This window comes from Jiella marina (assembly GCF_024359545.1).
Classification (GTDB): Bacteria; Pseudomonadota; Alphaproteobacteria; order Rhizobiales; family Rhizobiaceae; genus Jiella.
This window is the reverse complement of record NZ_JAKQZG010000002.1, coordinates 348,537-368,960: the sequence shown is the minus strand read 5'-3', so window position 1 is coordinate 368,960 and position 20,424 is coordinate 348,537. Positions and strand designations below refer to the sequence as shown.

Sequence of the window (20,424 nt, the reverse complement as noted above, 5' to 3'; positions counted from 1 at the left end):
GTCGCCTTCCATGCCTTTGAAAGCTTCTAAAAGATAAATATTGACTGAAAGCATCAAGAATTCCAAGTAGGCCTATCAGCCATCCGAAAGGAATTCGACCATGTATGCCTTCTGCCGCTTGGCCGCGATTTCCACCGTCGCGCTCGTCTTCGGTGTTCATTCCGCAGCAGCGGAGACCACGACGGTCACCGATGTCACGGGTCGGCAGGTGGAGGTCGAGACGCCGGTGGAGCGGGTGATTCTCGGCGAAGGCCGGCAGATCTATTTCGTCGGCGCACTCGACCGTGAAGCTCCGTTCGAGCGGGTCGTCGGCTGGCGGGACGACCTGACCAAGGCGGATCCGGAAAGCTACAGGGCCTATCTCGAGAAGTACCCCGAAATCGCCGATCTGCCGACCTTCGGCGGCATGAAGGACGGCACCTTCGACGTGGAGCAGGCGGTGGCGCTCGATCCCGACGTCATCATCATGAATGTCGACGCCAAGACCGCGACGGAAGAATCCGGCTACATCGAGACGCTGGAGAAGGTCGGCATTCCCCTTGTCTATGTCGATTTCCGCGAAGAGCCGATGGTCAACACCGAGCCTTCCATGCGCCTTCTCGGCAAGCTGTTCGGCAAGGAGGAGATCGCCGAGGAGTTCATCGCCTTCCGCAAAGAGAGCATCGCGAAGGTGACGGACGTGATCGAGCGCGAGAAGCCCGAGCGTCCCCTCGTCTTCATGGAGCGTGCCGGCGGCTATTCGGACGATTGCTGCATGTCATTTGGCGACGAGAACTACGGCAAGATGGTCGAACTCGCCGGGGGCAGCAACATGGCCAAGGACATCATTCCCGGCACCTTCGGCACTGTGAACCCCGAACAGATCATCGCCTCCGACCCCGACCAGGTGATCATCACCGGCGGCAATTGGGAAGGCTATGTGCCCGGCGGCAACTGGGTTGGCGTCGGCTACGGCGCCGACGTTTCGGTGGCGCGCGAAAAGCTCGAAGCGCTGACCAGGCGCCCGGCCTTCACCGGTATCAAGGCGGTGGAGAACGACAAGGTGCATGCGATCTGGCACCAGTTCTACAACAACCCCTACCAGTTCGTCGCGGTCCAGCAGATCGCCAAATGGCTGCATCCGGATCTCTTCGCCGATCTCGATCCCGAAGCGACCTTCAAGGAGCTGCACGAGCGCTTCCTGCCGCTCGACTACAAGCCGGGTTACTTCGTCTCGCTGTCGAACGAGGAATGAGCATTCTCACTTCACCAGCCACGATTCACGTGGGGCGGGAACACTATCGTGTTCTCGCCCTTCGCCGCATTGCACTCTTGCTGCTTCTAGCCGCGGCGCTCTTCGCCAGCGTCTGTGTCGACATGGCGCTCGGGCCGGCGAACTACACGATCGGGGAAGTGCTCTCGGCCCTGTTCCAGGCGGACCAGGTCAGCGACCAGCTCAGAGTCGTCGTCTGGGACATCCGCATGCCGATCGCGTTGATGGCCGTGACGGTCGGGGCCTCGCTCTCGGTCGCCGGCGCGCAGATGCAGACGATCCTCGCCAATCCGCTGGCCAGCCCCTTTACCCTGGGCATTTCGGCCGCCGCCTCCTTCGGCGCGGCGCTGGCGCTCGTCGCCGGCATGGCGATCCTGCCGATCGCCGTGAACTACATGGTGCCGATCAATGCCTTCGCGATGGCGATGGCGGCGGCGCTGTTCATCCATTTCGCCTCGACCCTGCGGGGGGTGACGGTCGAGACCATCGTGCTTCTCGGCATCGCGCTCGTCTTCACCTTCAACGCGCTCCTCGCGCTCCTCCAGTATCTCGCCTCCGAACAGGCCCTCGCCGCCGTCGTCTTCTGGACGATGGGAAGCCTCACCAAGGCCACCTGGCCGAAGGTCTGGATCACCGCTGCGGTCCTGGTCGCCACCATCCCGCTGTTCGCGCGCCAGGCCTGGGCGCTGACGGCGCTCAGGCTCGGCGAGGACAAGGCCGCGAGCTTCGGCGTCAATGTGCGCAGTCTTCGCCTCAGGACCATGCTGACCGTCAGCCTGCTCGCCGCGATCCCTGTCTCCTTCGTCGGCACGATCGGCTTCGTCGGGCTGGTCGGCCCGCACATGGCGCGCATGCTGGTCGGCGAGGATCAGCGCTTCTTCCTGCCCGCCTCTGTGCTGTGCGGCGCGCTGCTTCTCTCCGTCACATCGGTGGTCTCGAAGACGATCCTGCCCGGGGCGATCCTGCCCATCGGCGTCATCACCGCGCTCGTCGGCGTTCCGTTTTTCTTCGTCCTGATCTTCGGCAGCCGGAGGCGCGCATGGTAGCCCTCGCACTCCAAGACGTCGGCGCCGCCTATGGCAAACGGCCGATCGTTTCCGGCATCACCACCGAACTTCTGCAAGGCGGATCGCTCACCGCGTTGATCGGGCCGAACGCCGCCGGCAAGTCGACGCTGTTCAAGCGCATTGCCGGGCTGCTGTCGGGGCCGGGCACCGTGCATCTGACCAATGCCACGAGCGGCAAGGACGCGATCCGCTACATGCCGCAGGACACCGGCGGCAACGCGGTGCTGACCGTCTATGAATCGGTGCTTCTCGCCGCCAAGCAGGGCTCGGGCTGGCGGGTCAGCGATCAGGAGCTCGCCGGGATCGACGAGATCCTCGCCGCCCTCGACATCAAGGCACTGGCCTTTCGCGAACTCGGCGAACTCTCCGGCGGCCAACGCCAGCTCGTCGCCATCGCCCAGGCGCTCGTCCGCAAGCCGGAAGTTCTCCTGATGGACGAGCCGACTTCGGCGCTCGATCTCTATCGCCAGATCGAAGTGCTGGCCTTCATGCAGCGCCGCGCGCGATCCGCAGGCATGGCCGTCCTCATCGCCCTCCACGACCTCAACCATGCCCTGCGCTATTGCGACCACACCATCGTCGTCGCCGACGGCCGCATGCAGGCGAGCGGCCCCACCGCCGAGGTGATCACCCCGCAAATGCTGCGCGAGATTTACCGGGTGGAGGCGCGGGTGGAGAGGTGTTCGCGGGGGAGGCCGGTGCTGATCGTGGATAGCACGGCGGCTTGAGGAGACGGTGCTAACTGGGAAATTTTTGCGTTTGAAGGGCAAGGCAGCTGGCACATGACGTAATGCTCGCCAGTGGCGCCTAGGACTGTCGAAGTTGCGGCAACATACCCTTCAAGGGAAGATGTTACATATTTCCTTGCTATGAGTAATGAGATATGTAACATGGATCCTGCATCGAGCCATGGAGGATCACATGATGCCTGTCATACGTATCAATGACGCCGCGTTCGCTAACCTAAAGTCAATCTCGACCTGGTGGGGCACCAAGACGCCCGCTGAGACGCTGGATCGCGTAATCCGCGAAACCATGGAGCAACTGGGCTTGGAGCAGGACGACGAAGGGGACGAAGCGGTGGTGACCACCGGGAACGTTATGCACTTCGAGAGCACGCCCGGCCTTTCCTTCACCAAGCCGCTGAAGGTCACAATCAACGGCAAGAACCTGCAGAGCCCTCGCTGGTCCTCAATCCTGCTGACGACCATCGCGGCTGTGAAGAACAAGACCGGCCTTGAGGGCGACAAGCTGGTCCGTGAACTCGGGGTCCCGGCAAAGGCAGAGCGTTACGAGCACGACGGCTTCAAGTACCACCAGGACCTGGGCATCTCGGTGCAGGGGCAGTCCGCGTCGGACGTGTGGAAGGAAGTCTCGCGCCTCGCGCAACACCACCGCATCCCTGTCTCGGTGGAGTTCTGGTGGCGGCAGAATCCGAAGGCGCAGTTCCCGGGGAAGACCGGATCGCTCAGGGCGGGCTCCTAAGTTGCGATGACCGCTTTGGGCCTAGGAACTGACATCAACGGCGCGAAGTGCCAAGAGCGGCAAGGGCAAACAGGGTGTTGCGGATCATCATTCGTTTCCTTCTGGGTTGCGGCAGTTCCTTGCGACCGCCAATGTCCAGAAGCTACCGAACCGCCCCTCCCCTCTCGGTGATGCGCGACACAGCCGAAACGCACGCCCTCGGGATGGGAATGATCAATGCCGTTTCACCCCTCAGGCCCCACCGTCTCCTTTCCTCTCAAAGCGTCAGCGGCAGAACGAACGGCGTGCCGGCAAAGGCATTCTCTCCCCGCCCGATGGCCTTGATCGCCGTGACCATGCGGCCGCCGCGCTCAAGTCTTTCATCGGCAAGGGCAACCAGCATCGGGTTGGGGGTCGCGGACGGTGAGCGCCTGCGCAGCTCTTTCGCGAGCGCTTCCTCGTCGAGCTCGGGATTGATAGCGAGTGCGAGGATATAGGCGGCGGCGGTGGAGCGGCTGATGCCGGCCCAGCAATGGACGGCGAGCGGCGCGTCGCGGCTCCAGCGCCGGCCGAAATCGAGAAGCTGGTCCAGATGGTCGACGGAAGGGGCGGTGTAGCCCTCCATCGGCGCGGCGATGTCGTTCACGCCGATGAAGAGATGGCGCGTCGCCTCGATCGTCGCCGGCCGCGGAACCGGCGTGTCGGCGTTGATCAGGGTAAGGAGATCGAGAGCGCCGTGGCTGGCAACGGTCTCGGGCATGTCCGCGAGGGAGGAGACGACGAGATAGGTCATGGGCCGATGCTACCATCCGTTGGCTGCGCGATCATCTCCTTCTCGCCGCCGGTCAGCCGAGCGTCGAGGGCTTCGAAGCGCTCTAGGAAGCGCTCTTCCATCTCCCGCGCCGGCCGCGGGTCGAACCAGGCGAGGTCGCACCCGGTCTGGCCCGGTTCGCCAAAGAATTTCGCCGCCTCGCCTGCCGCGAAACCGGCAAGCCGCGTCGCCTCGTGATAGGCCGAGAGACGGTCGGCGGCCTTGATCGCCTTTTCGATCCGCTGCGGCAGTTCGCCGGGCAGGCCGAAGCGCAGATGCACCGCCGCCTGCAGGCGCTTTTCCACGGCCTTGTAATCGCTGCCGAGCACGGTCTTGAAGGGCGAGATCATGTCCCCGATCACATATTCCGGCGCATCGTGAAGCAGCGCCGCCAACCGCCAGCGCGGGTCCGGCTCCCTTTCCGCAACGATTTCTTCGACGATCAGCGAATGCTGGGCGACGGAAAAGGCGAAATCGCCCCGCGTCTGGCCGTTCCAGCGGGCGACGCGGGCGAGGCCATGGGCGATGTCGGTGATCTCCACATCGAGGGGCGAGGGGTCGATCAGATCGAGCCGCCGGCCCGACAGCATGCGCTGCCAGACGCGCGGCGGCGCCTTCGCGGCGGCTTTCCTGGCCGGCTGCCTCATGCCGCGTCGCCGGCCTCTCCGGTGTCGTCGCCCTGGCGTTCGGGGATCACGTAGCCGGCAAAGGCGGGGATTTCGAGCGCCACGGGCACGCCGTCGACGGTGAGCGCCGCGTCCTTCGCGGCGGCATTCGCCAGCCGGTCGATCCGCACCAAGGCCAGACCGTTTTCGTCCGCGATCGACAGGATTTGTCCGACGCTCTTTTCGCCGGCCATGATGTCGGCATTGGCCATCAGCGGGGTCGCGGCGGAAACGAGCATCAGCCGCCGCCGCGCCGTGCCGCGATGCTGCATGCGCGACACCACCTCCTGACCGACGAAACAGCCCTTCTTGAAGGAGACCGCGCCGTTGAAGTCCATCAGGACATCGTGAGGGAACACGTCCGAGGCTGCGTAGTCGGCGCCGATCTCGGCGACGCCCTGGGCAATGCGCAGCGCCCGAAACTCTTCCGCATCCACCTCTTCCAGCCCGGCCGGTGCCGCGCCATAGGCTCGGGTGACGTCTTCATCGGGAAAGCGACTGTCGACTAAACCGGTCGCCCCCTCGCCCCAGACGGCGAAGACCTTATCCTCGCTCTCGGCGATCTCGATCTTGCGGCGCAGGCGATAGAGCGTGAGGCGCTTCTTGAAATCGGCCCGCATCGCGGCCGGGCAGTCGATCCGCACGCCGCCCTCGATGCGGCTCATGAGGAATTCGAACATCACCTTGCCCTGGGGCGTCAAAAGCGCCGCCGGGCGGACGGAATCGGCGCTCATCGGCGCCATGTCGGCGGTGACGAGGCCTTGCAGAAATTCTTCCGTTTCTTCTCCCGTGAGGGTCAGAACGGCGCGATCGGAGAGGGGTGCAAAGGGCATGGCGCGGCTCTTGGTCGAAGGGGTGTCGATTCGAGGCAGGCTTGAGGTCGCCCGAAGGTTTACGTAAGCCGGAGCCACCACACCGACAAGCGGACAGGAAACGATGCCCCAGACTTTCGACACGGTTCTGAAGAACGGCACGCTGGTCAATCAGGACGGCATCGGCCCGCGCGACGTCGGCATCAAGGAGGGCCGGATCGCCGCCATCGGCGATCTGTCGTCCGCCAGCGCAGGCGAGACGATCGACTGCACCGGCCTCACCATCCTGCCCGGCGTGATCGATAGCCAGGTGCACTTTCGCGAGCCCGGCGCCGAGCACAAGGAAGATCTGGAATCGGGCTCGCGCGCCGCGGTTCTGGGGGGCGTCACCTGTGTCTTCGAAATGCCGAACACCAACCCGCTCACCATCACCGAGGCGGCGCTGGCCGACAAGGTGAAGCGCGGGCGGAACCGCATGCATTGCGATTTCGCCTTCTGGGTGGGCGGCACGCGCGAGAACGCCGCCGATGTCGCCGAACTGGAACGCCTGCCCGGTGCGGCCGGCATCAAGGTGTTCATGGGCTCCTCCACCGGCTCCCTGCTGGTCGAAGACGATCAGGGCGTCACCGAGATCCTGAAGCGCACCCGCCGCCGCGCCGCCTTCCATTCCGAGGACGAATACCGTCTGCGCGAGCGTCTTTCGGAGAGATTGGAAAACGACCCCTCCTCCCACCCGGTCTGGCGCGACGAGATCGCCGCGCTCACCTGCACCGAGCGTCTCGTGCGGATCGCCGAGGAAACCGGCGCGCGCATCCATGTGCTGCACATCTCGACGGCCGAAGAGATCGAGTTCCTCGCCCATCACAAGCGCAATGCCACCTGCGAGGCGACGCCGCATCATCTGACGATGACCGCCGACGACTATGCGACGCTCGGCACCAGGCTGCAGATGAACCCGCCGGTGCGCGAAGGCCGCCACCGCGACGGCATCTGGCGCGGGATCGCCGAGGGCGTCGTCGACGTGCTGGGCTCCGACCACGCGCCGCATACGCTCGAGGAAAAGGCGCAAGCCTATCCGAAGTCGCCATCAGGCATGACCGGGGTGCAGACGCTGGTGCCGATCATGCTCGACCATGTGGCGAATGGCCGGCTGTCGCTTGCCCGCTTCGTCGATCTCACCTCGGCCGGCCCGCAGCGCATCTTCGGCCTGTCGCGAAAAGGCCGTATCGCACTCGGCTACGATGCGGATTTCACGGTCGTCGATCTGAAGCGCGAGACCGTGATCGAGAACGCCTGGATCGGCTCGAAGTCGCAATGGACGCCCTATGACGGCAAGCGCGTCACCGGCTGGCCGGTCGGCACCTTCGTGCGGGGGACCAGGGTGATGTGGGAAAGCGAGATCGTGACGCCCTCGACCGGGGCACCAGCCGAATTCGTCGAGACGCTGGCGCCGATCAGCGGCTGAGGGCGGGCGGCTTCGCCGGATTGGCGAAACCCGCTCCTGCCACCCACATCAGGGCCATAGCGATTTTGACCCTCTTCTTCGTTCCCCGATCAGGAGCGCGCCCATGACTGACGCCCCGGAACAACAATCCGAAGCTCCCCGCGAGCTCTCAGCCGCCGCCAAGCGCGCGCTCGCCGAAGCCGAGGAACGCCGCCGTGCCGAAGCCAAGCGCGAAGCCGCGGAACGCCCTGCCGAAGTGAACGGCCGCGACGGCCCCGAACCCACCCGCTTCGGCGATTGGGAGAAGAACGGCATCATCTCCGATTTTTGACGGCTGAAGAGCGCCCAAGCAGCGCGACAAGCCTTTCTCCCCCCTTGCGGGGGAGATGGGTGGCAACCCAGAGGGGGGTGCGGCGCCGGCGTTTGAGGGTTTGCGCGAGGATACCCCCCTCTGCCTGCCGGCATCTCCCCCACAAGGGGGGAGAAAGGAGCGTCCCGGCCGGCCCCATACCCCTCAAGCCGTCGCAGGAGCGTGAGCGGCGTGATGCGCCTCGTCGTGATGTTCGTGATCGTCATGTTCATGCTCGTGCGGATCGAGCGTGCAACGGTCGGGCGTGCCTTCGAAATCGATCTCGATGGTAGAGTGGCCGATGCCGAAATCCGCCGCGAGGCGCTGCTTGACCTGTGAAACAACCCCTCTCGCATTGGCTTCGTCGGCGATCTGCACCTCCATGGTCGCCAGGGGCTGGCCGGAGGTGATCGACCAGACATGGAGATGGTTGACCGCCGTCACGCCCGGCACCTTTCGGCATAGATCGGCGCGGATCTCGTCGAGCACGAGGCCGCTCGGCGTGCCTTCCATGAGGATGTTGAGCGAGTTCTTGAGGAGGGCCCAGGCGCTTCTGAGGATCAGCGCCGACAGGAGCAGCGAGAGGATCGGATCGACCGGCGTGAAGTCCGTGAAATAGATGATGATCGCGGCGAGAATGGCGGCGACGGAGCCCAGCAGATCGCCGAGGACGTGGAGCATCGCGCCCTTGATGTTCACATGCTCCTGGTCGCCCTGGCGCAGCATGAAGAAGACGCCGATATTCACCAGAAGGCCGAGGACGGCGATGATCAACATCGGCCCGGCGAGCACCGGCCCCGGCTCGATCAGGCGCATCACCGCCTCATAGGCGATCCAGAGGATGAGCAGGATCAGCGCCAGGGCGTTGACGAAACCCGCCAGGATTTCGAAGCGCATGTAGCCGAAGGTGCGCTTGCTGTCGGCCCCCCGGCGGCCGAAGCGGAACCCCGCCCAGGCCAGCGCCAACGCGGCAGCGTCGGTCAGCATGTGCCCTGCGTCGGCGATCAGCGCCAGCGAGCCGGAGACGAGACCGCCGACGACTTCGGCGATCATGAAGCCGAAGGTGAGGAGAAAGCCGAAGAAGACCGCCCGCTCGTTGTTTCGCGAAACGGTCGGCGCATGATGATGGTGACCATCGTCATGATCGTGGTGATGCCCATGCGCGTGGTTTGATGGTTGCGAGGCCGTGGACGCCATTCCACACTCTTCTCTATCTTCTTCGATGCGTATACCCGCATCCTTCGTTTCAGGCCCGCCCGGGGGGTTGGAACCCGATATGGTCGAGGAACGATGCACCGTCGACCGGAATGGCCGTCATTCGTCCCGCCCAGCTGCAGGATTGGCCGAATACGACGGCCTTCGGACAGAAGCCCTAGATCCTGGGCTCTGCATAGTCGAGGTCCTCAGGATCGGACTTTCAGCAACGATACCGGTCCAAGGGCCGGAGTCCGGGCCCGGTCGACTGGACGCGCCCCAATACTTGACTCATTTTATCATGAAAAATAGAAACCGCTTCACCGAGGCGCGACGGGCTTCGGCCTCATCCTTTCCCGCCCTTCGTCGATCAAGGGTCCGGCAGCTGTCCCATGCCGGCCGCGCAGAGTGTTTCCATGAGCAATCAGACGCAAGCCATCGGCAAGACGACCGGCGCATTGCCGGATGGGCTCGTCCCCGGCCTCGCCCAAACCATCGCCGAGCATGGCTATCCCGTGGCCCAAGAGACCGCTGGTCTGGTCGTCTCCGCCCCCGAAGGCCGTCTCGAAGCACGGCTCGACGAGGACGGGCTGACCGTCACGATCGGGGCCGCCGGGTCGGCCGAACTCCACATGATCCGCGAAGCCTTCCTGCATGTCCTCGACGATGCCGCTCCCGGCGTCTCGGGCCGAATGCGATGGGAGGGCGACGTTGCGAAGACCACCTATCCGCCGAACTTTCGCAAGGCCCGGTTCGTCGCGGCCGAACCTGTCTCCCGCAATTTCCTGCGGGTCACGCTCGAAGCCGATAAGGTCGAGGATTTTCGCGAGGGGGGCATGCATTTCCGGCTTGCCCTTCCTCCTCAAGGCCGCGAGCCGATCTGGCCGCGTCTCGACGAGGCCGGCCGGACCCAATGGCCCAAGGGCGACGACGCGCTGCACAACCCCGCCTACACCTTCGTCGCCATCGAGCCGGATGAGCGTCGGTTCAGCTTCGATCTGTTCGTCCACGAAGGCGGCCTTGCGACGCGCTGGGCCCAGACAGCCCAGGTCGGAGACGTGATCGGAATCATGGGGCCCGGGGGCGGCAAACCGCCGGAGAGCGATTTCCTGCTGATCGCCGGCGACGAGACGGCATTGCCGGCGATCCGGCGCATCCTCGAATTGTCACCAGCCGACCGGCGCGGCCATGTCTTCCTCGAGATCGGCGATCCGGGCGACCAGATGCCGCTGGCCGCACCTTCTGGAATGAATGTGGAATGGTTGCAGCGAGGCGAAGGATCGGGGCTCTGGGATCGGCTCTCAGCCGTCGACCTGCCGCCGGCTGGATCGAGCCGCTTCGTCTGGATCGCGGCCGAGCGGGCGCTCGCGACGAAGGCGCGGCGGCATTTCCGCGACCATCTCCGCCTGACCGCGCGCGAATCCTACATCTCGGCATACTGGACGGCGTAACGGGGAGAGTGGCCCCGCGGCCCTCACCTTGCCGGCAAGACGTTCTTCGCGCATATAAAATTGACATTCATGGTCATGTTTTCATAAAGGAGGCGATGACCATAGCCACTTCACCGGTCGCAGGCGCCTTGCGCGCCCGCCGGGACGCGGACGAGATCGGCCTTTCATGACACTTTCTTCCGCCCACCAGACCCGCTTCGGGCCTCTCCTGCTGGCCTTTGCACTTTCCTGGGGCGCCCTGACCAGCGGCGCCGCGATGGCGCAGACCGGAACGCCCGAGCCCGAAACGTCGGCGACAGAGGCCGCCGGCCCCGAGACCGCGGCCCCGGATTCCTCTGCAGGCGAAACCAGCGAGCGGGTGCGCCCAGCGCAAGCGGCCTCCGGGGCTTCCGACAACTCCGATCAGGAGACGGTCACGCCCGCCGGCGCCGAGCCGGCGCCCGCCGGTACGGCGGCGTCTCCTGGCGAAACGCCATCTGCCGAAGGCGGCACGGCGAGCGAGGGCACCGCAGACGCGGCTGCCGGCAGCGCCGTCGGCTCGGCTTCGGAAAACCCGTCCGACGCAGCATCGGCGGGTGCTGGCGCGGCAGGGTCGGGTTCGGCCGAAGGCACCGCATCCGAGGCGGAGGAGTCCCCCGTGCCGGGAACCGCGAACCCGGACCCGGTCACGGGCGATGACCGGGACGTGCGGCTGCCCCACGATCTTTCGCCGATGGGCATGTTCATGGCCGCCGACTGGGTGGTGAAGAGCGTGATGATCGGGCTGGCGCTCGCCTCCCTGGTCACCTGGACGATCCTTCTGGTGAAGGGCTTGGAGGTGATGCTGGCCAAATGGCGCGCGCGCTCCGGCGTGAAGCGCCTCGCCGAAGCGGGATCGCTATCGGAGGCGATCGGCAGCGAACGTCAGGCCAAACGCTGGCGCGGCCCGGTCGCGGCGCTGGCGAAATCCGCCGAATACGAGCACACCCGTTCGGGCGCCCTGTCGGCCAACGGGGTCAAGGAGCGGGTGGCGATGGGGCTTGCCCGTATCGAGGCCCATGCCGGTCGTTCGATCGCGCGAGGTACGGGCTTCCTCGCCACGATCGGCTCGACCGCCCCCTTCGTCGGTCTGTTCGGCACCGTCTGGGGAATCATGAACTCCTTCATCGGCATCTCGGAGGCGAACACCACCAATCTCGCCGTGGTCGCGCCGGGCATCGCCGAAGCGCTGCTCGCCACCGCGATCGGCCTCGTCGCCGCGATCCCGGCCGTGATCATCTACAACGTCTTCGCCCGGTCGATCGCCGGCTACAAGGCGGTATTGTCGGACGCCTCGGCTCTGGTCATGCAGCATCTGTCCCGCGACCTGGAGCGCGAGCGGCTTCATCGCGATCGCAACGTCCCCCTGGCGCAAGCGGCGGAGTAGCGGAAAAATGGGCGTCAATCTGAACAGCGGCGACGACGACGCGACCGGCGAGCTCTCGGAAATCAACGTCACGCCCTTCATCGACGTGATGCTGGTGCTTCTGATCATCTTCATGGTGGCGGCGCCGCTTTCCACGGTCGACGTGCCGGTCGACCTGCCGACCTCCAATGCCGAACCGCAGGAACGGCCGGACGAGCCGGTCTATCTGACCGTCCAGGAGGATCTGTCCCTGACGCTGGGCGAGGACCCGGTCGCCCGCGAGGCGCTCGCCAGCCGGCTCGACGGGCTGACGGAAGCCGATCACGAGGAACGCATCTTCCTGCGCGCCGACGGCGCCGTTCCCTATTCCGACATCATGGATGTGATGAACCTCCTGCGCCGCTCGGGCTATCTGAAGATCGCGCTGGTGGGGCTCGAAGACCCGGCCCAGGCGCAGCAGTCCGCCGCCGAAGCGGCTTCGGCGCCGGGCTCCACGGCTGGCGAGTAACGGACATGGCGTCGCGACCCCCAAGCGGCTTCGACATACACGGCGGCTCATCCCGGTTCGCCGGCGGTCACCGCTGGCTCGTGGCGGGTCTGGTCGTGCTTCTCGCCCATGGCACGGCGGCCTATGCGATCATGTCCCAGAGTCCTGACAGCCCGCCCCAGGGTGCCCCGGCGGCCCCGATCCTGATCGATCTCGCCCCGCCGGCGGCCTCCGAGCAAGTGGCAGCGCTGGATCAGGCCGCACCGGCCCCGGAGCCGATCGACACGCCGGAACCGGCCGTCGACGAGGCGCCACCGCCCCCCGACGAACCCGAGCCGGAACCAACGCCGGAGCCCGAGCCGGAACCGGTGGCCGAGCCGCAGCCCGAGACGCCGCCGGAGCCTGTCACGGAGCCGGAGCCTGTCCCCGAACCGGTCGCCGAGCCCGAACCTGAGCCCATCGCCGAACCGGAACCTGCCCCGCAACCACAGGAGAGCGTCGCTCCCCCGCCCGACGAGGTGCCGCTGCCCGTCGCCGCTCCGGAACCGCCGGAAGCGACCGCCGTCGCCAATGTGCCGATCCCGACGGCGCGGCCGGATCCGCCCCCGCCGGTGCGGGAGGTCAAGCGCGAGCCGCGGAAGAAGCAGACGGCGCAGCCTGCCCCGAAGCGGAAGAAGGCCACCGCCCAGAAACGGCAGACCCGCAAGAAGGAGGCCGCGCGCCAGCAGCGTCGCTCTCCGGCTCCCTCGGCGGCCTCGCAGGGTCAGCGCCAGCGCAAGGCCTCGCAAGGAGCGCAGGTGTCACGCGCGGCCATAGCCTCCTGGCAGTCGCGGGTGCAGGCGCGGCTCAACCGCTACAAGCGCACGCCCGCGGGCGGCGGTCGCGGCACGGTGCGCGTGGCCTTCACCATGGATGGAAACGGCCGTGTCCTCGGCGCCCGTGTCACCGGCTCGAGCGGGAGTCGGGCGCTGGATTCTGCAGCGGTCTCGCTGGTCAGACGGGCGAGTCCGTTCCCGGCGCCCCCGAACCGCCGCCGCGTTTCGCTCACGGTTCCGGTCCGCTTCCGCTGAGTTCGCCAAGGGAATGCCATCGCGGCTTTCCGTGCAAAAGCCTGAGGCCGAGCCGGCCCCGCGCACGCTGCGGTTCCGGCCCGGCCCCTGCTCAGGCGCCGCGGATCTCTCTTGTGATCAGTGACTGATCATCCACGGCCGCTTTCCGGCGAAGGATTTGGCCGCCAGCGGTGCGGCGGTCGTCGCCGCTTTCGGCCGGGCCGGTCCGCAGCAACTGCACCCGGCGCCATGCCCCTTCGAGGCGAGTTTTGGCGCGTTGGCGCTTTGCTCGTTGGTGGCGAAGGCCGAGCGCTTGGCCCCGTCCATGATCGACAGGCGCGGCGCCGTCAGGATGACCCGCCGGGCGCTTTCCCCGCAGGCGGGGCAATCGCAGGGCTCGGAAGCCTGCGCCATGGGGCGCAGGCTGGTGAAGGGCCCGCAATCGTCGCAGGCATAGTCGTAGAAGGGCATCGATCGCCTCACAGATCCTTGGCGAGCGGCACGTCGATGGAGCCGTCGAGGAACTTGGTCGGCCCATCCGATCCGGGCATGACATCGAACTCGAAGATGTCGGTCGGCAGCCAGAGCGTCGCGCAGGCGTTCGGAATGTCGACCACGCCGGAGATATGCCCCTGCACCGGCGCGGTGCCGAGGATCGCATAGGCCTGGGCGCCGGAGAAGCCGAACTTCTTCAGATATTCGATGGCGTTGAGGCAGGCCTGGCGATAGGCGATGTGGACGTCGAGATAATGCTGCTTGCCGGCCTCGTCGACGGAAATGCCTTCGAAGATCAGGTAGTCGTCATATTTCGGCGCGATCGGCGAAGGGCGGAAGATCGGGTTCTTGATCCCGTATTTCGCCATGCCGTCCTTGATCAGCGTGACTTTCAGATGCAGCCAGCCGGCCATCTCGATCGCGCCGCAAAAGGTGATCTCGCCGTCGCCCTGGGAGAAGTGCAGATCGCCCATGGAGAGCCCGGCGCCGTCGACGTAGACCGGGAAATAGATCTTCGAGCCGCGCGACAGGTCCTTGATGTCGCAATTGCCGCCATGTTCGCGCGGCGGCACGGTGCGCGCGCCTTCGGCCGCCGCCTTGTCGCGGGCCTCGCCCTTCATCTTGCCCATGTGGGCGGACTGGGTGGTGGGCAGGGCCGCAAGCTGCGGAACGCGCTCGGGATCGGTGTCGAACAGCGCCTTTTCGCGGGTGTTCCACATGTCCAGCATGTCGCGGCTCGGCAGGCAGCCGATGAGGCCCGGATGGATCAGGCCCGCATAGCGCACGCCCGGCACGTGACGGGACTTGGTGAACATGCCCTCGATGTCCCAGATTGACTTCTGGGCCTCGGGGAAATGCTCGGTCAGGAAGCCGCCGCCATTCTGCTTGGAGAAGAAGCCGTTGAAGCCCCAGAGGCTGTCGTCCTTGGCGCCGATGTCGAGAATGTCGACCACCAGGAGATCGCCGGGTTCCGCGCCCTTCACGCCGATCGGGCCAGAGAGATAGTGGACCTGCTCCAGCTCCACGTCGCGGACGTCCTCGGCCGAATCGTCGTTCTTGATCTGGCCGCCGGTCCAGTCATAGGTCTCGATCTTGAAGTCGTCGCCCGGTTCCACCCAGCAGGCCATCGGAATGTCCGGATGCCAGCGATTGTGGACCATCTCGTTGTCGTGGGGCGAGGTCTTGAGGTCGACCTTGATCAATGTGTCGGTCATGCCGTTTCACTCCTTTGGCGGCTTTTGGGAACGAAGCTGTCGATCGAAGGGCCCGCGAGAACGGGAGCCGGTCAGACCGACAGGTATTTGGCGACCTTCGCCTCATCGACTTCGGCGATCGGCTCGTCATGGACGAGTTCGCCGTTCTCCAGGACGAGAACCCGGTCGGCGATGTCGAGGGCGAAGGAGAGGACCTGTTCCGAGACGACGATGGACAGGCCCTTCTCGTCGCGGATCTTCTTCAGCGTGCGGCCCATGTCGCGAATGATCGAAGGCTGGATGCCCTCGGTCGGCTCGTCGAGGAGAAGCACTTTCGGCCGCGAGGCGAGCGCCCGGGCGACGGCGAGCTGCTGCTGCTGGCCGCCCGAGAGATTGCCGCCGCGGCGCTTCTTCATTTCCAGAAGCACGGGAAACAGCTCGTAGATGTCGCCCGGCACCGCGGTCTCGCCGGTGACGGTGAGCCCCGTCTCGATATTCTCCCGCACCGTCATGGTGGAGAAGATCATCCGCCCCTGGGGCACGTAGCCGACCCCGCCCTTCACCCGCTCGTGGCTCTTGGCGCTGGTGATGTCCGCCCCATCGACATTCACCCGGCCGGATTTCGTCGGCACCAGCCCCATCAGCGACTTCATGAGCGTCGTCTTGCCCATGCCGTTGCGGCCCATGATCGCGACGATCTCCCCCGGCGCGACATTGAAGTTGAGGCCGTGCAGCACCTCGCTCGATCCATAGGCGACGTGCAGACCCGAGACGTTCAGCATGGCGGTGTCCTCAATGACCGAGATAGACTTCGACGACCTTCGGGTCGGATTTCACGTGAGTCATGGAGCCCTCGGAGAGCACCTTGCCCTGGTGCAGCACGGTCACCTTGTGGGCGATGTCCTCGACGAACTTCATGTCGTGCTCGATGACGATGACCGCGCGGCCCTGGATGATCCGGTTGAGGAGTTCGGCGGTCTTCACCCGTTCCGAGACGCTCATGCCGGCCACCGGCTCGTCGAGCATCAGGAGTTCGGGGTTCTGGATGAGCAGCATGCCGATCTCCAGCCACTGCTTCTGGCCGTGGCTGAGATATTCGGCCCGCTCCTCCAGATGGTCTTCGAGGAAGATCATCTCGGCGATCTCCGCCACCCGCTCCCTCACCTCCTTGTCACGCTTGAAGGCGAGCGCGCCGAAGACGCTGCGGCCGCGCGGAAAGGAGATTTCCAGATTCTCGAAAACCGTCAGGTCCTCGTAGATCGAAGGGTTCTGGAACTTCCGCCCGACGCCGGCATGGACGATCTGATGCTCCTTCATCTCGGTCAGTTCCTTGCCCCGGAAGCGGATCGAGCCGGAGGTGGCGCGGGTCTTGCCGCAGATCAGATCGAGCGCCGTCGTCTTGCCGGCCCCGTTCGGGCCGATGATGACGTGGATTTCGTTGGGGTCGACGTAGAAGGACAGATCGTCCACCGCCTTGAAGCCGTCGAAGGAGACGGTGAGCCCTTCGACCGAGAGAAGAAAGTCGTTGTTGGTGGTCATGACGGCCTCTCCTCACTCGGCAATGGCGGGGGTTTCGGTGCCGCTTGCGGCGGACCGGCCGGCAGATTTCCGGCCGAACCGCTTGAAAAGCGGCTGGACATGGCTGGTGTAGAGACCGGCGAGACCGTTCGGGAACGCCATGACGACGGCGATGAACAGGGCGCCCATGGCGAACAGCCAGAGTTCGGGGAAGCTTTCGGAAAAGCTCGTCTTCGCCCAGTTGACGAGCAGCGTGCCGTAGACCGCCCCGATCAGCGAATGGCGACCACCGACGGCGCAGAAGATCACCATCTCGATCGAGGGCACGATGCCGACGAAGGAGGGCGACATGAAGCCCACCTGAAGGGTGAACATGGCACCGCCGATGCCCGAGATCGCCGCGGCGAAGCAGAAGACGAAGATCTTGAAGGCCGCGACGTCGTAGCCGGAGAAGCGGACCCGGTCCTCCTTGTCGCGCAGCGCCACCAGAATGCGCCCCAGCTTGGAGGAGCGCACTGCCATCGACAGGGCGATCACCGCCAGGAGCAGGAAGGCGTTGACGAAATAGAGGATCGTCTTGGCGGAGTCGGTGCGGATGTCCCAGCCGAGCAGCGTGCGCAGATCGGTGATGCCGTTGACGCCGCCCGTATAGCCCTGCTGACCGATGATCAGGATGGTTAGGATCGCGGCGATGGCCTGGGTGATGATGGCGAAGTAGACGCCGCCGACCCGCCGCGTGAACATCGCAAAGCCGATGATGAAGGCGAGGATCGCGGGCACCACGACGACGGCGACGAGGGTGAAGCCGAAGGAATGGAACGGCTCCCAGAACCAGGGCAGCGCGGTGATCTGGTTCCAGTCCATGAAGTCCGGAATGCCGGGCGTCGACTGGATGCTCGTCGCCTCCGGGGTCGAAGCCTCGAGCTTGAGGAACATCGCCATGCAGTAGCCGCCGAGGCCGAAGAAGATGCCCTGGCCGAGCGAGAGGATACCGGCCGAGCCCCAGCACAGCACCAGGCCGACGGCGACAAAGGCGTAGGTCAGATATTTGCCGACGAGGTTGAGGCGGAAGGCGTCGGTCACCGCCGGCAGAAGAAGGAGGATGACCGCAGCGACGATGACGAAGCCGATGAGTTCGGTCTTCCTGGCGGATGTGAGCATGGGTGTCATGGCGGCCTCCTCAGCGGCGGACTTTGAGGACGAAGAGACCCTGCGGGCGCAGCATCAGGATGCCGACCACGGTCAGGAGGGTGAGAACCTTCGCCATCGATCCGGACAGGAAGAATTCCATGGTCGACTGGGCCTGGGAGATGGTGAAGGCCGAGGCGACGGTGCCGATCAGGCTGGTGGCGCCGCCGAAGACGACGACGAGGAAGGTGTCGACGATGTAGAGCTGGCCCGAACTCGGACCGGTCGAGCCGATCATGGTGAAGGCCGAGCCCGCCACGCCGGCGATGCCGCAGCCGAGGCCGAAGGTGAAACGGTCGACCTTTTCGGTGTCGATGCCGACGGCACCGGCCATCTGCCGGTTCTGGACGACGGCGCGCACCTGCGCCCCGAAGCGCGAGCGAAACATCACGATCGCCACCGCCACCGTGATCGAAAGGGTGATCGCCATGACGATCAGGCCGTTGATCGGGATCTCGACGAGATCGGTCAGGGGGAGCGAACCCATCATCCAGTCGGGCAGCGTGACGCCCACCTCACGCGCGCCGAAGATCGTGCGGTAGGTCTGCTGGAGGATGAGCGACAGGCCCCAGGTCGCGAGCAGCGTGTCGAGCGGACGTTTGTAGAGGAAGCGGATGAGCCCCATCTCGACCAGCATGCCAAGCGCCCCGGACGCGAAGAAGGCCAGGACCATCGCCACGAAGAACGAGATCGGCATCAGCGCCGGCGCCGCGCTCTGGAAGAAGTTCGAGCACATGTAGGTGACGTAGGCGCCGAGGATCATGAACTCGCCATGCGCCATGTTGATGACGCCCATCTGGCCGAAGATGATGGCAAGGCCGAGGGCCATGAGCACGAAGACCGAAAACAAGACCAGGCCGGCAAAGCCCTGCATGGCGAAGATCGATCCGAGCTCGCTCCAGGTGTAGTCCGCGAACATGGGATGCTCCGAAGGTGAGCATGACGGGAAAGGGCTTGGAGGCAGGAAGGAGCCGCGCGATCCGTGCCGCACGGCTCCAGCTTAGTTGGCTTATTGATAGCCTTCCGGGAACGGATCGGGCTCCATCAGATCCGTCGTCTCGTAGACCACCTCGTACTGGCCATCCGCCTTGGCGTGGCCGACGCGGGTCTTGGACCAGAGGTGATGGTTCTCGTGGATCCGGACATAGCCTTCCGGCGCGGTGGTCAGCTCGATGCCCGGCGAGGCCTCCCGGACCTTGTCGATGTCGAAGCTGCCGGCCTTTTCGACCGCGGCCTTCCACAGCCAGGGCCCGAGATAGGCGGCCTGGGTGACGTCACCGATGACCATGTCCTCGCCCCACATCGCCTTGAAGGCGGAGACGAATTCCTGGTTGTTCTCGTTTTCGAGCGACTGGAAGTACTTCATCGTGGCGTAGGCGCCCTCGATGTTCTCGCCGCCGATGCCGCGGATCTCGTCCTCGGTCACCGAGATCGTCATGACGATCGGCTTTTCCTGGGTCATGTCGATGCCGGCCGCCTTGAGCTGCTTGTAGAAGGCGACGTTCGACCCGCCGACGACGATCGCGTAGATCACGTCGGGCTTTCTGAGCTTGATCTTGTTGATCACCGAATTGAACTGGGTGTGGCCGAGCGGGTAATACTCCTCGCCGACGACCTTGAGGCCCAGCTTGTCCTCGATATGCTTGCGCGCGATCTTGTTCGAGGTGCGCGGCCAGATGTAGTCCGAGCCGAGAAGATAGAAGGTCTCGGCGCCCTTTTCCTCGGCCACCCAGTTGAGGCCGGCGATGATCTGCTGGGTCGCTTCCTGGCCCGTGTAGATCACGTTCGGCGACTCTTCGAGACCCTCGTAGAAGGTCGGGTAGTAGAGCATGCCGTTATACTGCTCGAACACCGGCAGCACCGCCTTGCGCGAGGCCGAGGTCCAGCAGCCGAAGACCGCCGCGACCTTGTCCTGAACCAGCAGCTTCTTGGCCTTTTCGGCGAAGGTCGGCCAGTCGGATGCGCCGTCCTCCTGGATGTACTCGATCTTGCGGCCGAGAACGCCGCCCATCTCGTTGATCTGTTCGATGGCGAGCTTTTCCGCCTGCACCGAACCGGTCTCGGAGATCGCCATGGTGCCGGTGATCGAGTGGAGAATGCCGACCGTGACCGTGTCGTCGGTGACGGCGAGACCCGTCGTGTTGACCTCGCTGGTGGGCGGCGACTGCGCCAGACCGGGACGCGGCGCCATGGCGAGAGAGAGCGCCAGAGCGGCGGAGCCGATCATCAGTTTGCGGCGCAGCATCGAGCGCGGTGCCGCGCCCTTGTCGTTGGTTTTCATGAAAACCCCCTGTCGAATTGGGTTGCCGGGACGATTGCCAACCGAGCGAAGCCCGGCGATTGACAGGGGGGAGCATGGCGGCGGATGCTGCGGAGCAACAATACGTCAAAATGCGTATGTTCTGGATGCAGGAAGCAGGCGAGACTCCCGTCTGAAGACCTGCGCGACGGACCGTCAGATGCCGCCGAAATGCTCCTAAGCACTGGCGCGGACATCAACTTTCCTTCGCAAAGACGACAGGGGATCGAACTGAGCGGGATCGCGTCTTGATTGTCTCTTCGAGGCGAGAAACGCCAACCGGCGCAAGTCTCGCCGCGCCG

21 protein-coding genes are annotated in these 20,424 nt (G+C 65.2%); 10 read left to right on the top strand and 11 right to left on the bottom strand.

Going from position 1 to position 20,424, the window contains the following annotated elements; translation table 11 throughout:
• Positions 1-100: 100 nt before the first annotated feature.
• The 4 genes from MF134_RS05230 to MF134_RS05215 all read left to right on the top strand — a co-directional run bounded on the left by MF134_RS05230 (position 101) and on the right by MF134_RS05215 (position 3,804).
• Positions 101-1,234, top strand: a complete 1,134-nt coding sequence (locus MF134_RS05230) for an ABC transporter substrate-binding protein (protein WP_255338346.1) — start codon at positions 101-103, stop codon at positions 1,232-1,234.
• Positions 1,231-2,298: a FecCD family ABC transporter permease gene (locus MF134_RS05225; RefSeq protein WP_255338345.1), complete on the top strand. Its 1,068-nt coding sequence runs from the start codon at positions 1,231-1,233 to the stop codon at positions 2,296-2,298. Before MF134_RS05230 ends, MF134_RS05225 begins: the two co-directional genes overlap by 4 nt.
• Positions 2,292-3,047 carry an ABC transporter ATP-binding protein gene (locus MF134_RS05220; RefSeq protein WP_255338344.1) on the top strand — a complete coding sequence of 252 codons (756 nt, stop codon included), beginning with the start codon at positions 2,292-2,294 and terminating at the stop codon, positions 3,045-3,047. The genes MF134_RS05225 and MF134_RS05220 overlap by 7 nt, the downstream gene beginning before the upstream one ends.
• Before the next feature lie 193 nt (positions 3,048-3,240).
• The gene (locus MF134_RS05215; RefSeq protein WP_255338343.1) at positions 3,241-3,804 is read left to right on the top strand and encodes a T4SS efffector SepA family protein; all 564 of its coding nucleotides are present in this window, start codon (positions 3,241-3,243) and stop codon (positions 3,802-3,804) included.
• Between the two features lie 256 nt (positions 3,805-4,060).
• Here MF134_RS05215 and MF134_RS05210 read toward each other — a convergent pair whose 3' ends face one another.
• The 3 genes from MF134_RS05210 to ygfZ are packed head-to-tail and all read right to left on the bottom strand — an operon-like array spanning position 4,061 to position 6,092.
• Positions 4,061-4,576, bottom strand: a complete 516-nt coding sequence (locus MF134_RS05210; protein ID WP_255338342.1) for a tyrosine phosphatase family protein — start codon at positions 4,574-4,576, stop codon at positions 4,061-4,063.
• A complete protein-coding gene (locus MF134_RS05205; protein WP_255338341.1) occupies positions 4,573-5,241 on the bottom strand; it encodes an HD family hydrolase in 669 nt (222 codons plus the stop codon). Before MF134_RS05205 ends, MF134_RS05210 begins: the two co-directional genes overlap by 4 nt.
• On the bottom strand, positions 5,238-6,092 hold the full coding sequence (gene ygfZ / locus MF134_RS05200) for a CAF17-like 4Fe-4S cluster assembly/insertion protein YgfZ (protein ID WP_255338340.1): 855 nt from the start codon (positions 6,090-6,092) through the stop codon (positions 5,238-5,240). Before ygfZ ends, MF134_RS05205 begins: the two co-directional genes overlap by 4 nt.
• Before the next feature lie 103 nt (positions 6,093-6,195).
• Between ygfZ and MF134_RS05195 the strand changes: the two genes are divergently transcribed.
• Entirely contained in the window at positions 6,196-7,536 is a 1,341-nt protein-coding gene (locus tag MF134_RS05195) for a dihydroorotase (RefSeq protein WP_255338339.1), read from the top strand.
• Between the two features lie 103 nt (positions 7,537-7,639).
• Complete coding sequence (locus MF134_RS05190; RefSeq protein ID WP_255338338.1) at positions 7,640-7,846, top strand: DUF1674 domain-containing protein; 207 nt, start codon at positions 7,640-7,642, stop codon at positions 7,844-7,846.
• A gap of 183 nt (positions 7,847-8,029) precedes the next feature.
• Here the strand turns inward: MF134_RS05190 and MF134_RS05185 are convergent, their stop codons facing one another.
• Positions 8,030-9,061, bottom strand: coding sequence for a cation diffusion facilitator family transporter (locus MF134_RS05185; protein WP_255338337.1), 1,032 nt, complete (start codon positions 9,059-9,061; stop codon positions 8,030-8,032).
• Between the two features lie 413 nt (positions 9,062-9,474).
• Between MF134_RS05185 and MF134_RS05180 the strand changes: the two genes are divergently transcribed.
• The 4 genes from MF134_RS05180 (at position 9,475) to MF134_RS05165 (ending at position 13,450) form a co-directional block, all read left to right on the top strand.
• Positions 9,475-10,509: a siderophore-interacting protein gene (locus tag MF134_RS05180; protein WP_255338336.1), complete on the top strand. Its 1,035-nt coding sequence runs from the start codon at positions 9,475-9,477 to the stop codon at positions 10,507-10,509.
• Positions 10,510-10,675: 166 nt separating this feature from the next.
• A complete protein-coding gene (gene exbB, locus MF134_RS05175; protein WP_304363616.1) occupies positions 10,676-11,914 on the top strand; it encodes a tonB-system energizer ExbB in 1,239 nt (412 codons plus the stop codon).
• Positions 11,915-11,921: 7 nt separating this feature from the next.
• Entirely contained in the window at positions 11,922-12,401 is a 480-nt protein-coding gene (gene exbD, locus MF134_RS05170; protein ID WP_255338335.1) for a TonB system transport protein ExbD, read from the top strand.
• A 5-nt stretch (positions 12,402-12,406) separates the two neighbouring features.
• Positions 12,407-13,450 carry an energy transducer TonB gene (locus tag MF134_RS05165; RefSeq protein ID WP_255338334.1) on the top strand — a complete coding sequence of 348 codons (1,044 nt, stop codon included), beginning with the start codon at positions 12,407-12,409 and terminating at the stop codon, positions 13,448-13,450.
• 117 nt (positions 13,451-13,567) lie between these two features.
• On the opposite strand, the gene MF134_RS05160 is transcribed toward MF134_RS05165, so the two are convergent.
• The 7 genes from MF134_RS05160 to urtA form a co-directional block, all read right to left on the bottom strand.
• Positions 13,568-13,900, bottom strand: coding sequence for an FmdB family zinc ribbon protein (locus MF134_RS05160; protein ID WP_255338333.1), 333 nt, complete (start codon positions 13,898-13,900; stop codon positions 13,568-13,570).
• 8 nt (positions 13,901-13,908) lie between these two features.
• Positions 13,909-15,138 carry a formamidase gene (gene fmdA, locus MF134_RS05155; protein ID WP_255338332.1) on the bottom strand — a complete coding sequence of 410 codons (1,230 nt, stop codon included), beginning with the start codon at positions 15,136-15,138 and terminating at the stop codon, positions 13,909-13,911.
• Positions 15,139-15,209: 71 nt separating this feature from the next.
• Entirely contained in the window at positions 15,210-15,899 is a 690-nt protein-coding gene (gene urtE / locus MF134_RS05150) for an urea ABC transporter ATP-binding subunit UrtE (RefSeq protein ID WP_255338331.1), read from the bottom strand.
• A gap of 10 nt (positions 15,900-15,909) precedes the next feature.
• Positions 15,910-16,656 (bottom strand): urea ABC transporter ATP-binding protein UrtD, encoded by a 747-nt coding sequence (urtD, locus tag MF134_RS05145; RefSeq protein WP_255338330.1) that lies wholly within the window; start codon positions 16,654-16,656, stop codon positions 15,910-15,912.
• A gap of 12 nt (positions 16,657-16,668) precedes the next feature.
• Entirely contained in the window at positions 16,669-17,805 is a 1,137-nt protein-coding gene (urtC, locus tag MF134_RS05140; RefSeq protein WP_457589946.1) for an urea ABC transporter permease subunit UrtC, read from the bottom strand.
• Positions 17,806-17,815: 10 nt separating this feature from the next.
• Positions 17,816-18,742, bottom strand: a complete 927-nt coding sequence (gene urtB, locus MF134_RS05135) for an urea ABC transporter permease subunit UrtB (protein WP_255338329.1) — start codon at positions 18,740-18,742, stop codon at positions 17,816-17,818.
• A gap of 90 nt (positions 18,743-18,832) precedes the next feature.
• On the bottom strand, positions 18,833-20,104 hold the full coding sequence (urtA, locus tag MF134_RS05130) for an urea ABC transporter substrate-binding protein (RefSeq protein ID WP_255338328.1): 1,272 nt from the start codon (positions 20,102-20,104) through the stop codon (positions 18,833-18,835).
• Positions 20,105-20,424 lie beyond the last annotated feature (320 nt).

What these genes read in the sequence shown, in the direction of transcription:
- MF134_RS05230 (WP_255338346.1), top strand. Translation starts at nt 101, where the DNA reads ATGTATGCCTTCTGCCGCTTGGCCGCGATTTCCACCGTCGCGCTCGTC.
- MF134_RS05225 (WP_255338345.1), top strand. Translation starts at nt 1,231, where the DNA reads ATGAGCATTCTCACTTCACCAGCCACGATTCACGTGGGGCGGGAACAC.
- MF134_RS05220 (WP_255338344.1), top strand. Translation starts at nt 2,292, where the DNA reads ATGGTAGCCCTCGCACTCCAAGACGTCGGCGCCGCCTATGGCAAACGG.
- MF134_RS05215 (WP_255338343.1), top strand. Translation starts at nt 3,241, where the DNA reads ATGATGCCTGTCATACGTATCAATGACGCCGCGTTCGCTAACCTAAAG.
- MF134_RS05210 (WP_255338342.1), bottom strand. Translation starts at nt 4,576, where the DNA reads ATGACCTATCTCGTCGTCTCCTCCCTCGCGGACATGCCCGAGACCGTT.
- MF134_RS05205 (WP_255338341.1), bottom strand. Translation starts at nt 5,241, where the DNA reads ATGAGGCAGCCGGCCAGGAAAGCCGCCGCGAAGGCGCCGCCGCGCGTC.
- ygfZ (WP_255338340.1), bottom strand. Translation starts at nt 6,092, where the DNA reads ATGCCCTTTGCACCCCTCTCCGATCGCGCCGTTCTGACCCTCACGGGA.
- MF134_RS05195 (WP_255338339.1), top strand. Translation starts at nt 6,196, where the DNA reads ATGCCCCAGACTTTCGACACGGTTCTGAAGAACGGCACGCTGGTCAAT.
- MF134_RS05190 (WP_255338338.1), top strand. Translation starts at nt 7,640, where the DNA reads ATGACTGACGCCCCGGAACAACAATCCGAAGCTCCCCGCGAGCTCTCA.
- MF134_RS05185 (WP_255338337.1), bottom strand. Translation starts at nt 9,061, where the DNA reads ATGGCGTCCACGGCCTCGCAACCATCAAACCACGCGCATGGGCATCAC.
- MF134_RS05180 (WP_255338336.1), top strand. Translation starts at nt 9,475, where the DNA reads ATGAGCAATCAGACGCAAGCCATCGGCAAGACGACCGGCGCATTGCCG.
- exbB (WP_304363616.1), top strand. Translation starts at nt 10,676, where the DNA reads ATGACACTTTCTTCCGCCCACCAGACCCGCTTCGGGCCTCTCCTGCTG.
- exbD (WP_255338335.1), top strand. Translation starts at nt 11,922, where the DNA reads ATGGGCGTCAATCTGAACAGCGGCGACGACGACGCGACCGGCGAGCTC.
- MF134_RS05165 (WP_255338334.1), top strand. Translation starts at nt 12,407, where the DNA reads ATGGCGTCGCGACCCCCAAGCGGCTTCGACATACACGGCGGCTCATCC.
- MF134_RS05160 (WP_255338333.1), bottom strand. Translation starts at nt 13,900, where the DNA reads ATGCCCTTCTACGACTATGCCTGCGACGATTGCGGGCCCTTCACCAGC.
- fmdA (WP_255338332.1), bottom strand. Translation starts at nt 15,138, where the DNA reads ATGACCGACACATTGATCAAGGTCGACCTCAAGACCTCGCCCCACGAC.
- urtE (WP_255338331.1), bottom strand. Translation starts at nt 15,899, where the DNA reads ATGCTGAACGTCTCGGGTCTGCACGTCGCCTATGGATCGAGCGAGGTG.
- urtD (WP_255338330.1), bottom strand. Translation starts at nt 16,656, where the DNA reads ATGACCACCAACAACGACTTTCTTCTCTCGGTCGAAGGGCTCACCGTC.
- urtC (WP_457589946.1), bottom strand. Translation starts at nt 17,805, where the DNA reads ATGACACCCATGCTCACATCCGCCAGGAAGACCGAACTCATCGGCTTC.
- urtB (WP_255338329.1), bottom strand. Translation starts at nt 18,742, where the DNA reads ATGTTCGCGGACTACACCTGGAGCGAGCTCGGATCGATCTTCGCCATG.
- urtA (WP_255338328.1), bottom strand. Translation starts at nt 20,104, where the DNA reads ATGAAAACCAACGACAAGGGCGCGGCACCGCGCTCGATGCTGCGCCGC.